This is a genomic window from Pseudanabaena sp. PCC 6802, assembly GCF_000332175.1.
Taxonomy (GTDB): Bacteria; Cyanobacteriota; Cyanobacteriia; order Pseudanabaenales; family Pseudanabaenaceae; genus PCC-6802.
This window is the reverse complement of record NZ_KB235914.1, coordinates 4,205,996-4,222,673: the sequence shown is the minus strand read 5'-3', so window position 1 is coordinate 4,222,673 and position 16,678 is coordinate 4,205,996. Positions and strand designations below refer to the sequence as shown.

The window sequence follows — 16,678 nt, the reverse complement described above, 5'->3', positions numbered from 1 at the left end:
TTCCGATCTGAAAAGCGCTATAAGTTCCCATAGAATACGTGGCTTGCCAATTTCAAATTGTCCTAGCTACTTCTGTAATTATCTCTCTTAGCCAGACATGTGCAGCGTGGTTATGAGTACTGCGGTGCGAGCGCATCGATACGGAAAATCCTTCAATAGGTAGTGGGCATGGAAAGATTTTTAAGTTTTGAGTAGTAGAAAATTCATTCGCTACTCGTTTGGCAAGGGTTGCAATTAGGTCGGTATGAGACAAAATGAAGGGCGCGACTAGAAAATGGGGGATAGAAATCGAGATATGTCGCTTCAAGTTTCGCTCAGCCAAAATTTTATCTACACGACCAACCATATCCTCTTGAATTGAAATTAATAAATGGGAAACCGATAGGTAATCATCCAAAGTAAGACGATCTCCGATTGCTGGACGATCGTAGCGACACGCACAGACGTATTTTTCCTGGAAGAGAGGTTGTTCCTCATGCCAGAGAACTTTCTCTGGGAATAATCCGCAAATAAGATCGACTTCACCGCTATCTAATAAGGCAAGGAGATGCTGGCGATCGCCAGATCGCACCTGAATTTTAATATTGGGAGCCCGTGTTCCCAGAAGCGACAGCAGGCTTGGAAGCAATACAAACTCGACATAATCTGTCATGCCAATTGTAAAGACCCGATCGCTAGTCATGGGGTCAAAATTCCGTTCTAGTGACAGGGCAGCCTGAATTTGCTTTAGTGCGGGTTGAATATGCTGGGCGATGGCGATCGCATGAGGTGTGGGCTGTAACCCAACCCTGGTTCGGATAAATAGTTCGTCGCTAGTTAAATTGCGCAATCGTGCCAAGGCATTACTGGTCGCTGGTTGACTGAGTCCAATGCTCTCTCCGGCACGGGTAACCTGGCGTTCGTTCATCAGCGCATCAAAGACAACAAGTAAATTGAGATCTATACTAGTAAGATTCATTTGATGAATGTAACTTATACGAAATATCTATTGGACAAATACATGGTATCCGATCCACACTAAGAACGTTCGCATATTTGTCAGTATAGTTATGGAGACGATCGCTAAATCTATTCTGCTAATTGTTGCCAATCCTGCGATGTCAACAACGCTGGGAGTACCCGTCGGTTTCTGGGCATCTGAATTAATCCACCCCTATGATGTCTTTGTCAAAGTGGGCTGCCAGGTGACGATTGCTAGCCCCAAGGGGGGCAAGGTGGAATTTGATGCTATGAGCGACCCTCGCGATGCATCGGGTTATTCCAAGGACGATCTTCTTTCACTTCAGTACATCAACCAGCCAGAATTCATGCAATTGCTGGAGAATACACCTGCGATCGCCGCTTTGGATATTGGCGAGTTTGATGCTATTGTCGTGTGTGGTGGACAGTCTCCCATGTTTACTTTCCGTCAAGACACGGCTCTCATTCAACTGTTCTCCAACTTCTATCTCACTGGCAAACCTACGGCAGCTCTGTGCCACGGTACTTGTGTGCTATTAGAAGTTAAACTGCCAAATGGAGCATATTTGATTGAAGGGAAAACTATTACGGGATTTGCCAACAGCGAAGAAGATTATGCCGATCGGGTTGTCGGTCAGAAGGTCATGCCCTTCCGCATCGAAGATGAAGCTAAACAATTAGGAGCTAACTTTGTGACCAAAGAACCCTTTACTCCCCACGCACTCAGAGATGGTAATCTGATCTCAGGGCAGCAGCAAAATTCTGGTGCGGAAACTGCAAAACTGGTTTTACAGGCGTTGGGAGTTTAGTAATGAATATTGCTTTTATCGGAGTAGGAAATGTGGGCGCGCCGCTTGCAGATCGGCTGCAAGACCAAGGTCATACAGTGGCGATCGCCGCTCGCGATCCTCAGTCCCAAAAAGTTCGAGATGCACTGAGTCGCAATCCTAATTTGCTTGTGCAGGCACCTTTAGAAGCAATCGAGTCAGCCGAAGTGGTATTTTTAGCAACTCCTTTTGCCGCGATCGAGCCTGCCCTAACACCTCTCAAGTCTGTCCTCGACGGTAAGATTTTAGTGGACTGTACCAATCCTGTCGGTGCTAATTTGACCCACGGTTTGCAAAGTCAAATCTCAGGCAGCGAAACCGTTCAGCAATTGGTGCCGAATGCTCGGGTTGTCAAAGCATTCACGATTTACGGCTACGAAAACTTTGAAGATAGCAACTATCCTGGTTATGGAGAGTTGAAACCTGTCATGTTGGTTGCTGGGAATGATTTCTCTGCAAAAGAAGTAGTCGCCGATCTATGCCATCAACTCGGGTGGGAGCCAATTGATACGGGTAATCTTTCCATGAGCCTGCACCTGGAACATATGACTTTATTGTGGATTAATATGGCAAGGGTGCAGGGTCGAGGTGCGGGATTTGTGTGGGCAATGCTACAACGGTAATATCAATTCTCCAAATTCTAGTAAGGGTGAATCGCGATTCTCTACTACTCGTCCTGGTCGATAAACTCGATAAATCTAACCGTGGGCTGAGGAAGATTCTGGAATTGAGCCGACTTAGCTTCTATCGTCTGTAATTGTCCGAGAGCCAAACTACAGGGCATTCCGTATTTCGCCTGAACCCGATCGCTGGCAATTGTGAGAGATTGGCGCGATCGCTCCACAAAATCCTTTAATGTATAATCGCTACTGGGAGTGAAGTATTTCTTGACAACTAAGGAAGGAGAGTAGCAAGTCTCTTCGCTACCATCAGGCCATTGGATTTTAAAATGAATTTCAGGCATAGGAATCAAGAAGTGTTTGATAGTGTTTAATATGCATTCTAGCAGAAGATTCCCAGGTATACTGAGCGACTGCAGACTGACTGTTTTGAATCAATGCATGGGAAATATCGGACGACAAGATCGCTTTCATAGCCTGAGCGATCGCTCCAGGATCGTTGGGATTGACGAGCAGAGCTAGATCGGGAGAGAGGAACTCCGTGAAGGGCGCTCGATCGGAAGCGATCGCAGGTAGACCAGAGGCGATCGCTTCTAATACTACTAAGCCCCATCCTTCCACTAGGGATGGAAACACAAAAGCATCGGCAGTGCGGTTGAGTAGGTAAATAGGGCAATCTTGAGACTCATGGCTTTATTCCACCAAATCCAGTCAGAGCCTTTTGTTCGAGATCCCAAAAGAGCACTTCTTCTTGCTGCGATCGCAGAGTCAATTTCGCTCCCACTTCCACTTCACCGATAATTGCGCAAATTAAATCCTGTTCCTGAAAGCAATCCCGCACTGCTGCCACTCGATCGCGGCGAACGCTGAGTAGAAAACCGTAGCTGGGGAAGCTCAGCAGCCAGCGATCTAAAGACACTCCATCTGGACGAGGAATCCAATCCAAATTCAGAACGGCACCGCAACTCGAGGTTTCCAGCAACATCAAAACTGTGCCAATTAGCCCTCCATTGCTAATGTCTTTCCCAGTATCGCATAATTTTGCTTCTGCTAGATGGGGCAGAATCGCAAGATTTTGACGGAGTCTCTCTGGGGGGGCAGTGGTAGCGGCATCCCAAAAGGGATAGTGGGGATGGGGTTTGCCACGCAGATCGATGGCAAGCAGAAGGCGATCTCCCGGTCGAGCGGTAAAACTGGAAATCAATTTCTGAGCGCGACCTAAAATTGCCACTGAGAGAGCATTATAGGTACTGTGACAATTAGTATGTCCGCCCACGATGGGAATTTGGTAGGCTTGAGCCGCCGCATTCATGCCAGCCCAAATGCGATCGATCGAAATTCTAGCTGTATCCTGGGGCTGGCTCCAGAGAGTATCGACTACAGCGATCGGGCGACCGCCCATCGCGTAAATATCGCTCGCGTTCACCATAATAGCGGACCAACCCGCAAACCAGGGTTCGGTTTCCAGAAACTCTGGCAGCATCCCCTCAGCAGCAAATAGCAAATACCCATCCCCATCTGGGATTGCCGCACAATCGTCACCCACTCTTATCGCCGATGTAGTTTTGTTTGCGAACGAGGAATGGAACTTTGCCGCGATTTGGATATCCTGCTTTTGCAGCAAACTAAGCGACTGTCGCAGTTGAACGGCGAGGGATGCTAGCATTGATTGCCTCTTGCGGTGATGTAATGGAAAGATATGATGGATCGGGTGGATAGTAACTCAAATCTGCTTCCATCAGGTGATGGAGGCGATCGCAAATGGTTACTTCTTCTAAAGATTGCCAGTGCAGTCGTTGAAAGAAGCGCACGTTTTGCAGTTGTACCGTAGCGAGGAAGCGATCGCACCCCCAAGCATTCGCGGTAGTAACGGCTTTATAGATCAAGCCCTTGCCGATCTCCCATCCTTTGCGATATTCGGGATGAGTACCCAAGCGTCCGCCATACCAGAGACCTGGTTCCGGCTGATAAATCCGCACGACTCCTACAACTTTCTGCGTATCGATGGCGATCGCCACTATAGGATAGGCAGTTCGATCGATTTCATCCCAATCGTCATTGTTGCTAAAAAGTTGCTGCTCTTGGGCGAAGATCGCCCGCCGCAGGTCAAAGTAGGCTTCGATTTCCGATAGTTTTGTCGCTAATCTAAATTCGTAGTGAGACACGATTTGACATCCAGGTTTATGTTTTATAGAGCTATAGCCAACAGGCTTAGGACTGGGGGCAGGGGTAAAACCCCTGCGTAGGGGCGCAGCCCCCACACTCCCCGTACTAAGCTATACTTCAAACTGAGAGAGCGCCGAGCAAGCGCCGCACTTAGCGCACCCGGCTTTGATATCTGTGGAAGACATGCTCGATCGCTTTAACATATCCCCCACTCGCTCGTATATCGCGAACATAAACTCGCTCCTTGGAGCTGGATGTTGGGCTAACGGGGTGCCTGTAATCGGGACGAAGGGCACGACAAAGGGATACACGCCCAGTTGGATTAAGCGATCGCACGTCGCCACCAGAGTATCCAAACTATCCCCTAACCCGGCAAGCAGATAGGTACTGACCTGGCCGCGACCAAACACCTGCACGGCGCTGGAAAATGCGGCAAAGTAATAATCTAGAGGTATAGTGGCTTTCCCAGGCATAATCCTCGCTCTCACTTCCGGATCGGCTGCTTCCAGATGCATGCCCAAACTATCGATTCCGGCACCCTTCATCCGCTCGAACCAGATGAAATCATCGGGAGGTTCGCACTGAGCTTGAATCGGCAGATTGACGCGCGCTTCGATCGCTCCGGCGCACTCTGTTAAATAGGCGGCACCGCGATCGCTGGTGTTGGGCGTTCCGGTCGTCATCACCATATGTTTCACTCCATCCAGTCTTACTGCTGCTTCAGCCACTTCGGCTAACTGGTCTGGGGTTTTGCGGGCGATCGTGCGATCTGCTGCTAGGGACTGTCCGATCGCGCAAAACTGGCACGCGGTAGCGACATTGTTATAGCGCATGCAGGTTTGCAACACTGTTGTCGCTAGCACGTCTTGACTGTGAAGCAGGGCTATTTTCCAGTAGGGAATTCCGTCTGCAGTGGAGAGGCTGTAGAACTTGGGATGTGGGGGGAAAAGAATTGGCGATATACTTTCCCCTTTAAATTCCAAGATCGTATTGCCAGGAGAAGCTTGAATATTGACCGTATAGGGAGATACGGCAGCAGAATTATTATAGATCGGTACCATAACAGTGGTGCCTCCAATCGTTACGGCTTTGTGATCGGAGGGACCTGCACCGCCCTTTCTGCCAGCGACCCCAGATTCTTTATCCAATATCTTTAAGCCAAAGGATTGGAGTTCAGTTATGAGCTGTTGTTTGTTCATTGTTACGGATAGATTCAGGGAAAGTGGGTTCGGGAACAGTTAGCTCTGTTATTAATGGCAAGTTGCTGGAGGTATTGGGCAATTCTGCCAGGGGTTTGATGGAGCTCCTCACTGTTCGATCGATTTGCAGTTGCAGTAGATCGGGGCGGGAATAGTGTCCAACCGAATCCATCATGCGCTTGCGCTTTGCAATTAGAGAGAAGTCCAGATCCGCGATCGCCATCCCTTCTCCTTCCGCAATAGGAGGGCAGAGATGCGTGCCTTCGGGTGAGATAATCGCGGTATAGCAACCTCCACTCAAGACCTTTTGCAGTTTTTCGTCCGGTGTAATTTGACTGACCTGTTCCGGTGTAAGCCAGCCCGTCGCGTTCACCACAAAACAACCGGATTCCAAAGCATGGTGTCGCATGGTTACCTCAATCTGCTCGGCAAAAATTTGTCCCACCATCGCACCTGGAAATTGACCGCAGTGGATTTGTTCGTGCTGAGCCATTAAAGCAAAGCGAGCTAAAGGGTTGTAATGCTCCCAGCAAGCCAGAGCGCCCAATCTTCCCACGGCTGTTTCCACAACTTGCAATCCAGCGCCATCGCCCTGTCCCCAAACCATGCGTTCGTGATAGGTGGGCGTGATTTTGCGCCGTTTTAGAAGTAGAGTGCCATCGGCATCAAATACGAGTTGGGTGTTATAGAGGGAACCATGCTCCCGTTCGTTCACCCCCAATATCACGACAATCCCATGCGATCGCGCCGCACGACCGACCGCATCGGTGACAGCACTGGGGATCGCAACCGCTTCTTCATAGAGGCGCATGTGTTCTTTGCCCATGAGAACAGGGGGTTGAACAAAGGAAAAATAGGGATAGTAGGGAATAATGGTTTCTGGGAAAACAATCAGTTGAGCGCCTGCTTGAGCTGCTTTTGCGATCGCCTCCAAAACTTTTTCCGTTGTACCATCCCGACTAAATAGAACTGGAGCGATTTGTACGGCGGCGGCTCGCACAATTTTTAAATTGTTCACAAATTCCTCCTTAAGTAGAGAAACAGTGATGCGTTACGCTAATCGCTAACGCATCCTATAGCGGTTTTCACTTGAGAACGGGTTTTATTTTTGGGGTGAAGGGGTGGAACCCCTTCTTGGGGGCAACGCCCCCAAACCCCCTACTCTTTCCGATCTGAAAACCGCTATACACAACTGATATCAAATCCTTACCCCTCAGCACTCGGGCGATCGAGAGGAATTGCCTCCTTTACAATCGATCGGGTTTCCAACAAGTTAAATTAGGACTGCGTTTCGATCCAAAATTAAAGCGTCCAGGTATCCAGGATAAACGCGCCATCTTTACGATGTAGCAGGACTAGATCGAGCACATCAAGGGGATTGATGGGGCGAATACCGGGAATTAGAGAAGGTTCGCCGTGACCGTAGAGTGCTTGCAAAGCAAAGCGACAGGCATAAACCTTGCCGCCTTCCGACATAAACTTGGTGATTTGATTTGTGAAATTCTGATGTCCTGGGAAGGCTTCATCCCCGAGCTTTGGAAACCCTCGTTGAACTCCTAAGGTTACGCCTGGGCCATATAACAAAATAGAGGTTTCAAATCCTTTCCGTTGCAGGCGAGTTGCTTGCAACATGTTTACAAGTCCAATCGATCCTTCAAAGGCAACAGTATGAAAAGTGACTAAGGCTTTCTCTCCTGGCTCCGCTTTGACATCAGGAAAAACTTTCTCTTCATAATCTACAAAGAAATCGCCAACTTTATGGGCAGGCGTTGTAACCTCAGGCATAACTTTCTCCTTAAATGGTTCTAAATCACTAGGTTACGGTTCGTGAAACTGCCATTTTGTGTAGCACGTTACCGAAGTGCGAAGTCTATCACTATGGTTAGGGGAAAGGCTGTCAGGCTCCATATGCTCGCGATTGACCTATCGATTTCGATAGGGGGGTGTCACGATCCCAGCAAAAATTCATTTACGACACTCCAGCCGCCTGAACTGACTGCTTTCTTCTTGCGAGCAGCGATGTAATCTGCAATATATTGGGCATCGCGGGCAATGCCTGAGAATCTGCCCGATCCCCAGGTATAGAGCCAGGGCAACCCTAAAAAGTAAAGACCGGAAACAGTCGTAACTCCTCGTTCGTGACCTGGATAGCCCTTGCCATCAAAGACGGGAATTTCAACCCAACTAAAATTGGCATGATATCCCGTACACCAGATTACTGCGCCAATATTTGCTTCCACATAGTCTAGATCCAGAATTTCTGCTTCAGGCTCCCAAACAGCCTGGTAGGTATCTTCCAAGGGTGCCTCGATCTGATGTTTTTGAATAAAATTGTCGATTGTTTTTTTGATGCTTTCCGACACCGCATCGGCTCCATCTAAATTCTGCTTGAGATCGGGGCTGAATTTCAATTTGCGATCGCAAATATCTATTAGTCTACCGTGCAACTGCATCCCCGCCACAGCAAACTGACGCAGATCGATTTCGCGCCCCCCATCCCGGCCAGTGAGATAGTGATTTGCTTTCGCTCTCACTTTTTCCTGTTGGGGATGGTCGTCAATGGTTAGATCGTAATATCCCATCCGATCCAGCCAATCTACGACATCCTTGCCTCTGTAGCGTCTGGGAGAGCGCGGTGCGCTGCCAACACATAAATGCACCTTTTTGCCTGCCAAATGTAAATCCTCCGCAATCTGACACCCGGATTGTCCTGTTCCCACTACCAGGATGGGGCGATCCGGAAGACTTTGCGGGTTTTTATATTCAGAAGCATGGATTTGTACGATCTGCGCAGGAAGGCGTTCCGCCATCTTTGGACGTTTGGGAATGTGATAGCCACCCACCGCAACTATGACCTGATCTGCGGTGAAGTCTCCAATGGATGTTGTAATTTCAAAGCGATCGGTCGATTTATTTTGGCGCGCGCTTGTCACGGAAACCCCTTCTCGAATGGGTGGGTCAACAAATCGCGCGTAATCTTTAATGTACTCGACAATCTCGTCTTTTTGCATAAACCCATGCGGGTCGTTCCCGGCATAGGGAAAGCCCGGCAGTTGGCATTGCCAGTTGGGAGTTACCAGACAAAACGAGTCCCAACGCCGATCGCGCCACGCATAACCGATCTGGTTTTGCTCGAAAATAATATGGTCTATGCCACGTTCTTTGAGGCAGTAGCTCATGGATAGACCTGCCTGCCCTCCTCCAACAATGGCTACAGCATAATGCTCTGTCATGGGATTATTTCTCGATTATATAAACTGGTTAGAACTGATGCAGAGAGCCTATAGCTATAGCGGTTTTCACTTGAGAACGGGTTTTATTTTTGGGGTGAAGGGGTGGGGGCAACGCCCCCAAACCCACTACTCTTTCCGATCTGAAAACCGCTATAAGGTGGGCATTCTCCACCCTACAAGACTAGATTTGAGTGGAGATATCTTTTTGTAGCATTGATTACAGAAGCGATAAGTCTAGCGGTAAGGAGAGGTAGAGCGATCGCAAATACTCCTCTTGCTTCCAAATTCCTATCTAAATCAACAGGTCACTGAATCCACCCATTAATCAGAGCCTGATGAATGGCTTGATAGCGAGTCCGCACTTTAAGTTTAGCCATTACGCTATTGATATGAAACTTGACCGTACTTTCGCTAATGACCAGTCGATCGGCAATATCTCGATCGCGATCGCCTCTGGTTAAAAGAGTGAGAATTTCCACTTCTCGCTCCGATAGCACTTGTCGATCGCGCTCGCAAACATAGGGAATACTGAGCACCACCTCAATCGCGCGATTATTTGGGCTGATTTGAACGCGCATCGCGCCGCCAAGAGAGCGCAGCATAAAATTAAGTTGTTCTAGCTGAACTTGTAGCCAATGCTTTGCCTTCGAGCGCATTGTTGGTACGAGCGCTTCTAAAGTCACTGACTCCTCAGCATAAATCAATCGACCGTAGCTGCAGCCGCTCTGCTTCAAACACTCAGCCACTTGTAGAAACAGAAAATTTACCGGAGGACTGAGAGATCGCTCAGTTCCAATCAAAGTTAAGCGTGTTGTTTTGAGAATGCTAACCAGTCGATCGGATAGAACCGGATTTTCCACTGTAGGCGGATGGCTAAGCCAGATTTGTTTTTCCTTTTGGTATTGAATCGCGTTATCTAAGGCGATCGTAGCGATCGCGCATAGGGTTTGTAGCACCTCCAGGAATTCTGGCTCTAAGCGTCCGTGACTAAAAAACGCCAGAACTCCCACCACCCGCTCGCCCACCGTTAAAGGATAGCCTGCAAACCCATTCATATTATTGGCGATCGCCCAGTCGCGATCGCCTACCCAGGATTCTTGAGGCAGGTTGTTGCTGAGAAAAGATACGCGATTCTGCGCGATTTTGCCTACCTTGTAAGCCCCCATCGGCACGCGGGAAAAGGAACCGTTTGTGTGGGTATATAGCCCTGACGAAGCGACGAGTTTGAGAATGCCAAGATCTTCCTCTAGTAACCAGAGCCGTGCAAACGCACAATCAAAGCGAGCGACTAAACCATCCGTCACCCGTCGAGCGATTTCCTCTGGCTCCAAGCATCCCGCCAAACTCTGAACGATTTCCGTCCCCTGCTGCAGGTCAAACAGAATCCGCGTTGCTTCTAAGCGATCGCTCAGGGCGTTAGACATTTGCCTACATGAAACATACTCAGTCCTAATTGACGCGCAAATAAGCCCTTGACTTTGTATCTCAAATCACAAAACCTTCCGGTACTTGTTGGTCTGGGTAGAGCGATCGCCTAAAATAACCTCATACACTACTCTGCCGAGAAACCATCATGAGCCAAACTAAGGTCGGCGTACGTTGGACTATTCAGGATGTAGAAGCGTTACCAGATAACGAATGGATTCGTTATGAAATTATAGATGGAGAACTGTTTGTGACGCGTGCCCCTCACCATAAACACCAGTATGTAATCGGACGAATTTTCTCAGTATTGGACAATTGGTCTCTTGACAGCGGTTTAGGGGAACCCTCAATTATGCCCGGCCTGATTTTTTCGGATTCTGACAATGTTGCTCCCGATCTAGTTTGGGTCAGTTACGAACGACTCGCTCAAATTCAAGATGATGCCGGACATTTTCGCGGTGCCCCGGAACTAGTGGTGGAAGTACTATCGCCTGGGAAGGCGAATGAAGATCGCGATCGCTCTGCCAAGCTGAAGTTGTATTCGGTGCAGGGCGTGCGGGAATATTGGATTGTGGATCGCATCGCCCAAAGAATTGAAGTATATCGTCGCGAGCAGGCTCAGTTGGCGCTAGCAAAAACGCTGTTAGTTGGAGACGCAATTACTTCTCCTTTGCTACCCGGCTTCACCTGTGAGGTGGCACAGATATTTGTGTCGCGATCGCCCAAAACAGCAGAGACGTAATTGAATTATAGCGGTTTTCAGATGAAACCGAGGAGGAGATTTGGGGGCGTTGCCCTCAAGAAGGGGATGCAGGGAGGTCTTGGGGTTCCCCGCTAGAGCCACTGCCATGTGGAACCCCTTTACCCCATAAACAAAAACCCTTTCTCAATTGAAAAGCGCTATAACTACATTCCCCTGCTTGTGTCCGGTATCGACGTAGCGGTGAGCCTCTGCGATTTGCTCGAATGGATAGCGGCGATCTATGACTGGTTTGAACGCTCCTGCCTCAACTAAACTCGCAAGGAAGCGCAAATCTTCCGCACGTTCCATTGCTACCCCACCAATTACTTTCTTGCTGCTTGTCGCTGAAGCCCATAGACCTCGAAATATCGAGTACAGATCGATGTGGACGGCTCTGAGATAGATTCCATTGTGTTTTAGCGATCGCAGACAACCTGAAAACGGACTTTTGCCTACCGTGTCAAACACAATATCGTAGCTCTTACCGCTTTTGGTAAAGTCCTCTTTAGTGTAATCGATCGTCTCGTCGGCTCCTAGGGATTTTACCAATCCCAAATTCGCCGTACTGCATACCCCTGTAACCTCTGCACCAAAGTATTTGGCAAGCTGCACGGCTGCCGTCCCTAACGCTCCAGAAGCTCCATAGATCAGCACTTTTTGCCCGCTCTGAATATTTCCCTTATCTCTAAGGAAAATCAATGAGGTTGTTGCTCCAAAAGTAAGGGCAGCGGCTTCCTCATAGGGGATGTTGACGGGCTTTATGGCGATCGCTCCTTCTTCAGGCAGGCATACGTACTCAGCATTGCCGCCAAACCCCATTCCCGTTCCCCCAAACACGCGATCGCCTGCTTTAAAAAGAGTTACATTTTTGCCTACTGCTTCAATTTCTCCAGCCAGTTCGCACCCCAGTACGGTGTTTTTCTTGGGTCTGAGCAACCCATAAAAAAATCTGACGGGAAATGGATCGGCTTTTCGTATGCGCGAGTCTGCTGACGTTACTGTCGTTGCATATACTCTAATCAGTACTTCATTGCCCTTGGGAGTAGGTTTTTCTATCTCCCTTAGCTGCATAACCTCAGGCAATCCGTACTCTGTGCATACAAACGCTTTCATGAGTGTTCCTCAAAAATAGACTTAGCGAATGAGGTATTTTAGACGCAGGCAGTCGGGCGGCGCAAGCCGCCTAAAAATTAAGACGGGCATGGAAGGAAGTACTAGAAAAAGTGGGAACTCAAGTAACTAACCTACGCGCTGCGCTAATCGTAATTTTGCCGATCGCGATCGCGAATTTGTCGCCATTTCCGCTTCGGTAGCGATAATTGGCTTTTTGGTAATAACTTGCAGGCGATCGTCTTCCTTAAATGCATGTTTGACTAAGCGATCTTCTAAGCTGTGGAAGCTAATTACGCCGATCTTGCCACCCGGTTTGAGCCAGTCTGGTGCCAGTTTTAGCCATGTTTCCAGAGATTCCAATTCCTGATTGACTGCAATGCGCAAAGCTTGAAATACGCGAGTGGCGGGATGAATTCTGCCGTAGCGATAGCTGCGCGGCACGCAACGGGCGATCGCTTCTGCCAGTGCGGTAGTGGTATAAAACGGTCTTTGGGTCACAATTGTCTTGGCAATCCGGCGCGATAGTCTCTCCTCACCAAGTTGGTAAAAGATATTGGCTAATTCCTCCTCGGAACTGTGGTTGATTAGCTCTGCGGCAGTAAGCGATCGCCGCCGATCCATGCGCATATCCAGATTGCCCGTTTCTCTGAAGCTAAAACCTCGTTCCGGCAGATCCAGTTGTGCCGAACTTACGCCCAGGTCGGCAATGATGCCATCAAATAGCAGTCCATTAGGGGGCAGGTAGTCTTTGAAGTTACCATGCCAAAACTGTACCTGCGATGGGAAGGGGGCTAGCTTTACTCGTGCGGCGGCGATCGCCATTTCATCGCGATCGATTGCGACTAACTGCACCTGCGGCGCAGCCGCGAGGATTAAAGCACTATGCCCGCCACCACCCACAGTACAATCCAAATAATTTCCGCCAGCTACAATCTCTAGCCCTGCAATCAGAGCATCAGCTAGAACTGGAACATGGTGAAATTCTTGTGCTGGGACAGACTTTAGATCGGACAATGTCATAAAAATCGCAGTGCGATTCAGAATAGTTAAAATTGGACTTGCTATTGCTGTTGCAGAATCCAGCCTACAGCTTTGGGCAGATCCGCCGCAACATAATCGCTTTGAACCGGATGTTGATAATCTCCAGATAGTACCTGCGCTCCATAGCCACTCGCAACCAGAATAGCCTTACAGCCTGCATTACGAGCTAGATCGATATCGGTTGCTTTATCGCCCACCATAAAACTGCAGCGCAGATCCAGATCGTGCTGCCACGCGGCTGCCACTAACATACCCGTATTCGGCTTGCGCCAGGTAGACCAATAGGTTAGCTCGGGATTAACTCCCCCCTCTGGAGCGCTGAGCGAACCGCAGTAGTAGAGCGCGTCCAGGCGTGCCCCTGCCTCCTGTTGCAGTAAAGATTGCAGGCGGACGTGCAGAGCCTCTATGTGGTCTAAAGAGTAGTAACCTCTGGCTGCTCCCGCCTGGTTGGAAACAAGACAGCAAAAAATTTGCCGATCGTTTAGCGATCGCACCGCCGCTGCCGCTCCAGGCATAAGTACTAAGTCTTCGAGGCGATCGATGTAGCCTGCTTCCTGGTTGAGCACGCCATCGCGATCGAGAAATACCGCTGGTTTGAGCATAGGGTTGACTGGTAAATCGCTAGTAATATGCAATAGTATGCAATTAAAAGTTCTACTACTATGTGTCGCTTACTGGGCTATTTAGGTCAACCTACACTTTTACATAATCTGATCGAAAAACCAACGCACTCCTTAGTAGTACAGAGTTACAAGCCTCAGGAAATGACGGGGGGATTGTTAAATGCGGATGGCTTTGGCATTGGTTGGTATGACCTATCTCGACAAGCTACGCCCTTCACCTACAAGAACATCCTGCCGATCTGGAGCGATATCAATCTACCTCATCTCAGCCACTACATCGAGTCGAGTTGCATTCTCGCTAATGTCAGAAGCGCCACGCCCGGTCAAGCCGTCGATCTCAGTAACTGCCAGCCCTTTAGCAGCGATCGCCTCCTGGGCATTCACAATGGCTATATCGAAAACTTTCGCGCTTCTCTCTATCGTCCTATGCGCAAGGAACTCGATGACGATCGCTATCAGGCAATTGGCGGTACGACCGATTCCGAACATATTTTCGCGCTATTGTGCCATAATTTGCAGCGATCGAACGACCTCATTGCAGGACTGCAAACCACGCTTCTACAGGTACTGGATTGGGCGCGAGTATTTGGCGTGAAAGTCTCTTTAAATTTAATCCTCAGCGATGGCAAACAACTGGTTGCCTGCCGTTGCGCCAGCCTTTCACCCGCACCATCGCTATACTGGTTGCAAGGTTGTGTCGAATTTCCCCGTGCGATCGTAGTTGCTTCAGAACGATTATTCCCGGATGAAGCCTGGATCGCTTTCCCAGAGAACAGCATCTTAGCGGTTTCTCAGGATTTGCAAGTCAAGTGGCACGGGCTTACCTAACCAACCAACGCCGCGATCGAAGCGGCATAGGCTAGGATGGATTATCATACATTCGATGAGGGACTCAGGGAGATTCTAGTAGGGGCAGGTTTAGCCCGTATCTAACGAATCTAGTTGTAGGTTAACTACAAAACCTGCCCCTACAGCAAGGTATGCTTTGCCATGCGATTTACTAGCTGATAGGAACTTTGTTCGTGAATACATCAGGGAATATATCCAGGAATACTGTTGACTATCTTCGCATCAGCTTAATCGATCGCTGTAATTTTCGGTGTCAATATTGCATGCCCGAGGGAGCAGAGTTTGACTACATTCAGTCGCAGGAGATGTTAACAAATTCGGAATTGATCTCGCTTCTACGCGAAGTATTCATTCCCCTGGGCTTTCATAAGTTTCGTCTTACAGGCGGAGAACCATTGCTGCGGCGGGGCATAGTGGATCTAGTCAGGGAAATTGCGGCTCTTCCAGAGACAGAAGATCTGGCGATGACGACAAATGCTTATCTACTATCGGATATGGCGCGATCGCTCTACGATGCAGGTCTGCGACGGATCAATATCAGTCTCGATTCGCTCGATCGCGATGTCTTTCGGCAAATTACCGGACGCGATCGCTGGGAGAGAGTCTGGCAAGGCATTCAAGCAGCCCATACAGTGGGCTTCGATCCGTTAAAGCTGAATGTGGTGGTTATCCCAGGTGTAAACGATCGCGAAATTCTCGATCTTGCCGCCCTCAGTATCGATCGCGCTTGGCACGTCCGCTTTATCGAATTCATGCCGATTGGCAACACCGATTTATTCGAGCATAAAGGCTGGGTAGATTCTGCCACCCTTCGACAACTGATTAGCGATCGCTACGGCTTGATCGAAAGTAACTGTCGCGGTAATGGCCCCGCCGATATCTTCCAAATTCCTGGTGCCAAAGGTACGCTTGGTTTTATCAGTCAGATGTCAGAGTGCTTTTGCGATCGCTGCAACCGCGTGCGTCTATCTGCTGATGGCTGGTTGCGTCCCTGCTTACTGAATGAGTCCGGTCAAATCGATTTAAAAACGTCGCTCCGGAAGGGAGATGGATATGAAATATTACGAGGCAAAGTAGAGGAATTACTGTTTTTAAAGACAGAGATTAATTTTAAAGATCGCGATCGCGGCACGGGCGAACAAAAGACATATCATCGTACCATGTCACAGATTGGCGGCTAGATTGGGCATGTACAATAAGTATTAATAAGTTGGCGATTAATCTATGAACTCTCTAACTGTAAGCTTAAAACCTGCAATTGAACTGACAGACGAGCAATTTTTTCAACTTTGTCAAAAAAATACTGACCTTAGATTTGAGCGCAATGCACAAGGAGATTTAATTATCATGGCACCCGCAGGTAGCGATACAGGCAGGCGTAATTTTGAATTTAATACCGATCTGGGAATTTGGAATCGTCAAGCAAAACTAGGAGTTGCCTTTGACTCTTCTGCTGGGTTTAAGTTGCCTAACGGGAGCGATCGCTCTCCAGATGCAGCGTGGATCTTAACAGAACGGTGGGAAGGACTGAGCTTAGAACAACGCGAAAAATTTGCACCCATCTGTCCCGACTTTGTGATGGAGCTAATGTCGCCAAGCGATAACCTCAAAGTCATTCAAGAGAAAATGCGAGAATACCAGGAAAATGGAGTAAGGCTGGGTTGGTTAATTAATCGCAAGGATAGGCAAGTCGAAATCTATCGTCTTGACGGATCGGTCGAGATACTACAATCTCCAACTTCGCTCTCAGGTGAAGATGTATTACCTGGATTCACGCTTAATCTTGAAGCAATTTGGTAACGACTGACTTGCTGCAAAGAATAATAAGGGTCATAGCGAACCTGGCTTGAGGAGACAGATTTTGAGCCTACCACCGATAG

General features: G+C 48.7%; 19 protein-coding genes. 6 read left to right on the top strand and 13 right to left on the bottom strand.

All coding sequences use genetic code 11. The features are described 5' to 3' along the window. Positions 1 to 52 precede the first annotated feature (52 nt). Positions 53 to 958 (bottom strand): LysR family transcriptional regulator, encoded by a 906-nt coding sequence (locus PSE6802_RS0125560; protein ID WP_019502859.1) that lies wholly within the window; start codon positions 956 to 958, stop codon positions 53 to 55. A gap of 91 nt (positions 959 to 1,049) precedes the next feature. Here PSE6802_RS0125560 and PSE6802_RS0125555 point away from each other — a divergent pair, with 91 nt between their 5' ends. Continuing rightward, on the top strand, positions 1,050 to 1,769 hold the full coding sequence (locus PSE6802_RS0125555; protein ID WP_019502858.1) for a type 1 glutamine amidotransferase domain-containing protein: 720 nt from the start codon (positions 1,050 to 1,052) through the stop codon (positions 1,767 to 1,769). Between the two features lie 2 nt (positions 1,770 to 1,771). After that, positions 1,772 to 2,410 (top strand): NADPH-dependent F420 reductase, encoded by a 639-nt coding sequence (locus PSE6802_RS0125550; RefSeq protein WP_019502857.1) that lies wholly within the window; start codon positions 1,772 to 1,774, stop codon positions 2,408 to 2,410. 44 nt (positions 2,411 to 2,454) lie between these two features. Here PSE6802_RS0125550 and PSE6802_RS0125545 read toward each other — a convergent pair whose 3' ends face one another. The 9 genes from PSE6802_RS0125545 to PSE6802_RS0125500 all read right to left on the bottom strand — a co-directional run bounded on the left by PSE6802_RS0125545 (position 2,455) and on the right by PSE6802_RS0125500 (position 10,429). Beyond that, positions 2,455 to 2,751, bottom strand: a complete 297-nt coding sequence (locus tag PSE6802_RS0125545; protein WP_019502856.1) for an MSMEG_0570 family nitrogen starvation response protein — start codon at positions 2,749 to 2,751, stop codon at positions 2,455 to 2,457. Continuing rightward, the gene (locus tag PSE6802_RS0125540) at positions 2,744 to 3,076 is read right to left on the bottom strand and encodes a glycosyltransferase (RefSeq protein WP_083901741.1); all 333 of its coding nucleotides are present in this window, start codon (positions 3,074 to 3,076) and stop codon (positions 2,744 to 2,746) included. Before PSE6802_RS0125540 ends, PSE6802_RS0125545 begins: the two co-directional genes overlap by 8 nt. A 16-nt stretch (positions 3,077 to 3,092) precedes the next feature. Next, positions 3,093 to 4,073, bottom strand: a complete 981-nt coding sequence (locus tag PSE6802_RS0125535) for a sll0787 family AIR synthase-like protein (RefSeq protein ID WP_026103569.1) — start codon at positions 4,071 to 4,073, stop codon at positions 3,093 to 3,095. Continuing rightward, positions 4,033 to 4,575, bottom strand: a complete 543-nt coding sequence (locus tag PSE6802_RS30345) for an MSMEG_0567/Sll0786 family nitrogen starvation N-acetyltransferase (protein WP_083901780.1) — start codon at positions 4,573 to 4,575, stop codon at positions 4,033 to 4,035. The genes PSE6802_RS0125535 and PSE6802_RS30345 overlap by 41 nt, the downstream gene beginning before the upstream one ends. A gap of 108 nt (positions 4,576 to 4,683) precedes the next feature. Beyond that, positions 4,684 to 5,772 carry an MSMEG_0568 family radical SAM protein gene (locus PSE6802_RS0125525; RefSeq protein WP_019502852.1) on the bottom strand — a complete coding sequence of 363 codons (1,089 nt, stop codon included), beginning with the start codon at positions 5,770 to 5,772 and terminating at the stop codon, positions 4,684 to 4,686. Further along, positions 5,747 to 6,790, bottom strand: a complete 1,044-nt coding sequence (locus PSE6802_RS30340; RefSeq protein WP_019502851.1) for a Nit6803 family nitrilase — start codon at positions 6,788 to 6,790, stop codon at positions 5,747 to 5,749. Before PSE6802_RS30340 ends, PSE6802_RS0125525 begins: the two co-directional genes overlap by 26 nt. Positions 6,791 to 7,074: 284 nt before the next feature. Continuing rightward, the gene (locus PSE6802_RS0125515) at positions 7,075 to 7,557 is read right to left on the bottom strand and encodes an MSMEG_0572/Sll0783 family nitrogen starvation response protein (RefSeq protein WP_019502850.1); all 483 of its coding nucleotides are present in this window, start codon (positions 7,555 to 7,557) and stop codon (positions 7,075 to 7,077) included. 161 nt (positions 7,558 to 7,718) lie between these two features. After that, positions 7,719 to 9,005 carry an MSMEG_0569 family flavin-dependent oxidoreductase gene (locus PSE6802_RS0125510; RefSeq protein WP_019502849.1) on the bottom strand — a complete coding sequence of 429 codons (1,287 nt, stop codon included), beginning with the start codon at positions 9,003 to 9,005 and terminating at the stop codon, positions 7,719 to 7,721. Positions 9,006 to 9,310: 305 nt separating this feature from the next. Next, a complete protein-coding gene (locus PSE6802_RS0125500) occupies positions 9,311 to 10,429 on the bottom strand; it encodes a LuxR C-terminal-related transcriptional regulator (protein WP_019502847.1) in 1,119 nt (372 codons plus the stop codon). A gap of 149 nt (positions 10,430 to 10,578) precedes the next feature. Between PSE6802_RS0125500 and PSE6802_RS0125495 the strand changes: the two genes are divergently transcribed. Then, positions 10,579 to 11,172: a Uma2 family endonuclease gene (locus PSE6802_RS0125495; protein WP_019502846.1), complete on the top strand. Its 594-nt coding sequence runs from the start codon at positions 10,579 to 10,581 to the stop codon at positions 11,170 to 11,172. Positions 11,173 to 11,316: 144 nt separating this feature from the next. Here PSE6802_RS0125495 and PSE6802_RS0125490 read toward each other — a convergent pair whose 3' ends face one another. The 3 genes from PSE6802_RS0125490 to PSE6802_RS0125480 all read right to left on the bottom strand — a co-directional run bounded on the left by PSE6802_RS0125490 (position 11,317) and on the right by PSE6802_RS0125480 (position 13,928). Then, on the bottom strand, positions 11,317 to 12,285 hold the full coding sequence (locus tag PSE6802_RS0125490; protein WP_019502845.1) for an NAD(P)-dependent alcohol dehydrogenase: 969 nt from the start codon (positions 12,283 to 12,285) through the stop codon (positions 11,317 to 11,319). A gap of 126 nt (positions 12,286 to 12,411) precedes the next feature. Then, a complete protein-coding gene (gene rsmH, locus PSE6802_RS0125485; protein WP_019502844.1) occupies positions 12,412 to 13,305 on the bottom strand; it encodes a 16S rRNA (cytosine(1402)-N(4))-methyltransferase RsmH in 894 nt (297 codons plus the stop codon). Positions 13,306 to 13,346: 41 nt separating this feature from the next. Next, positions 13,347 to 13,928 carry a D-glycero-alpha-D-manno-heptose-1,7-bisphosphate 7-phosphatase gene (locus PSE6802_RS0125480; RefSeq protein ID WP_019502843.1) on the bottom strand — a complete coding sequence of 194 codons (582 nt, stop codon included), beginning with the start codon at positions 13,926 to 13,928 and terminating at the stop codon, positions 13,347 to 13,349. 60 nt (positions 13,929 to 13,988) lie between these two features. Between PSE6802_RS0125480 and egtC the strand changes: the two genes are divergently transcribed. The 3 genes from egtC (at position 13,989) to PSE6802_RS0125465 (ending at position 16,598) form a co-directional block, all read left to right on the top strand. Further along, positions 13,989 to 14,777: an ergothioneine biosynthesis protein EgtC gene (gene egtC / locus PSE6802_RS0125475; RefSeq protein WP_019502842.1), complete on the top strand. Its 789-nt coding sequence runs from the start codon at positions 13,989 to 13,991 to the stop codon at positions 14,775 to 14,777. Positions 14,778 to 14,971: 194 nt separating this feature from the next. Beyond that, positions 14,972 to 15,979 (top strand): GTP 3',8-cyclase MoaA, encoded by a 1,008-nt coding sequence (moaA, locus tag PSE6802_RS0125470; protein ID WP_225902709.1) that lies wholly within the window; start codon positions 14,972 to 14,974, stop codon positions 15,977 to 15,979. 43 nt (positions 15,980 to 16,022) lie between these two features. After that, a complete protein-coding gene (locus PSE6802_RS0125465; protein WP_019502840.1) occupies positions 16,023 to 16,598 on the top strand; it encodes a Uma2 family endonuclease in 576 nt (191 codons plus the stop codon). The last annotated feature ends 80 nt before the right edge of the window (positions 16,599 to 16,678 follow it).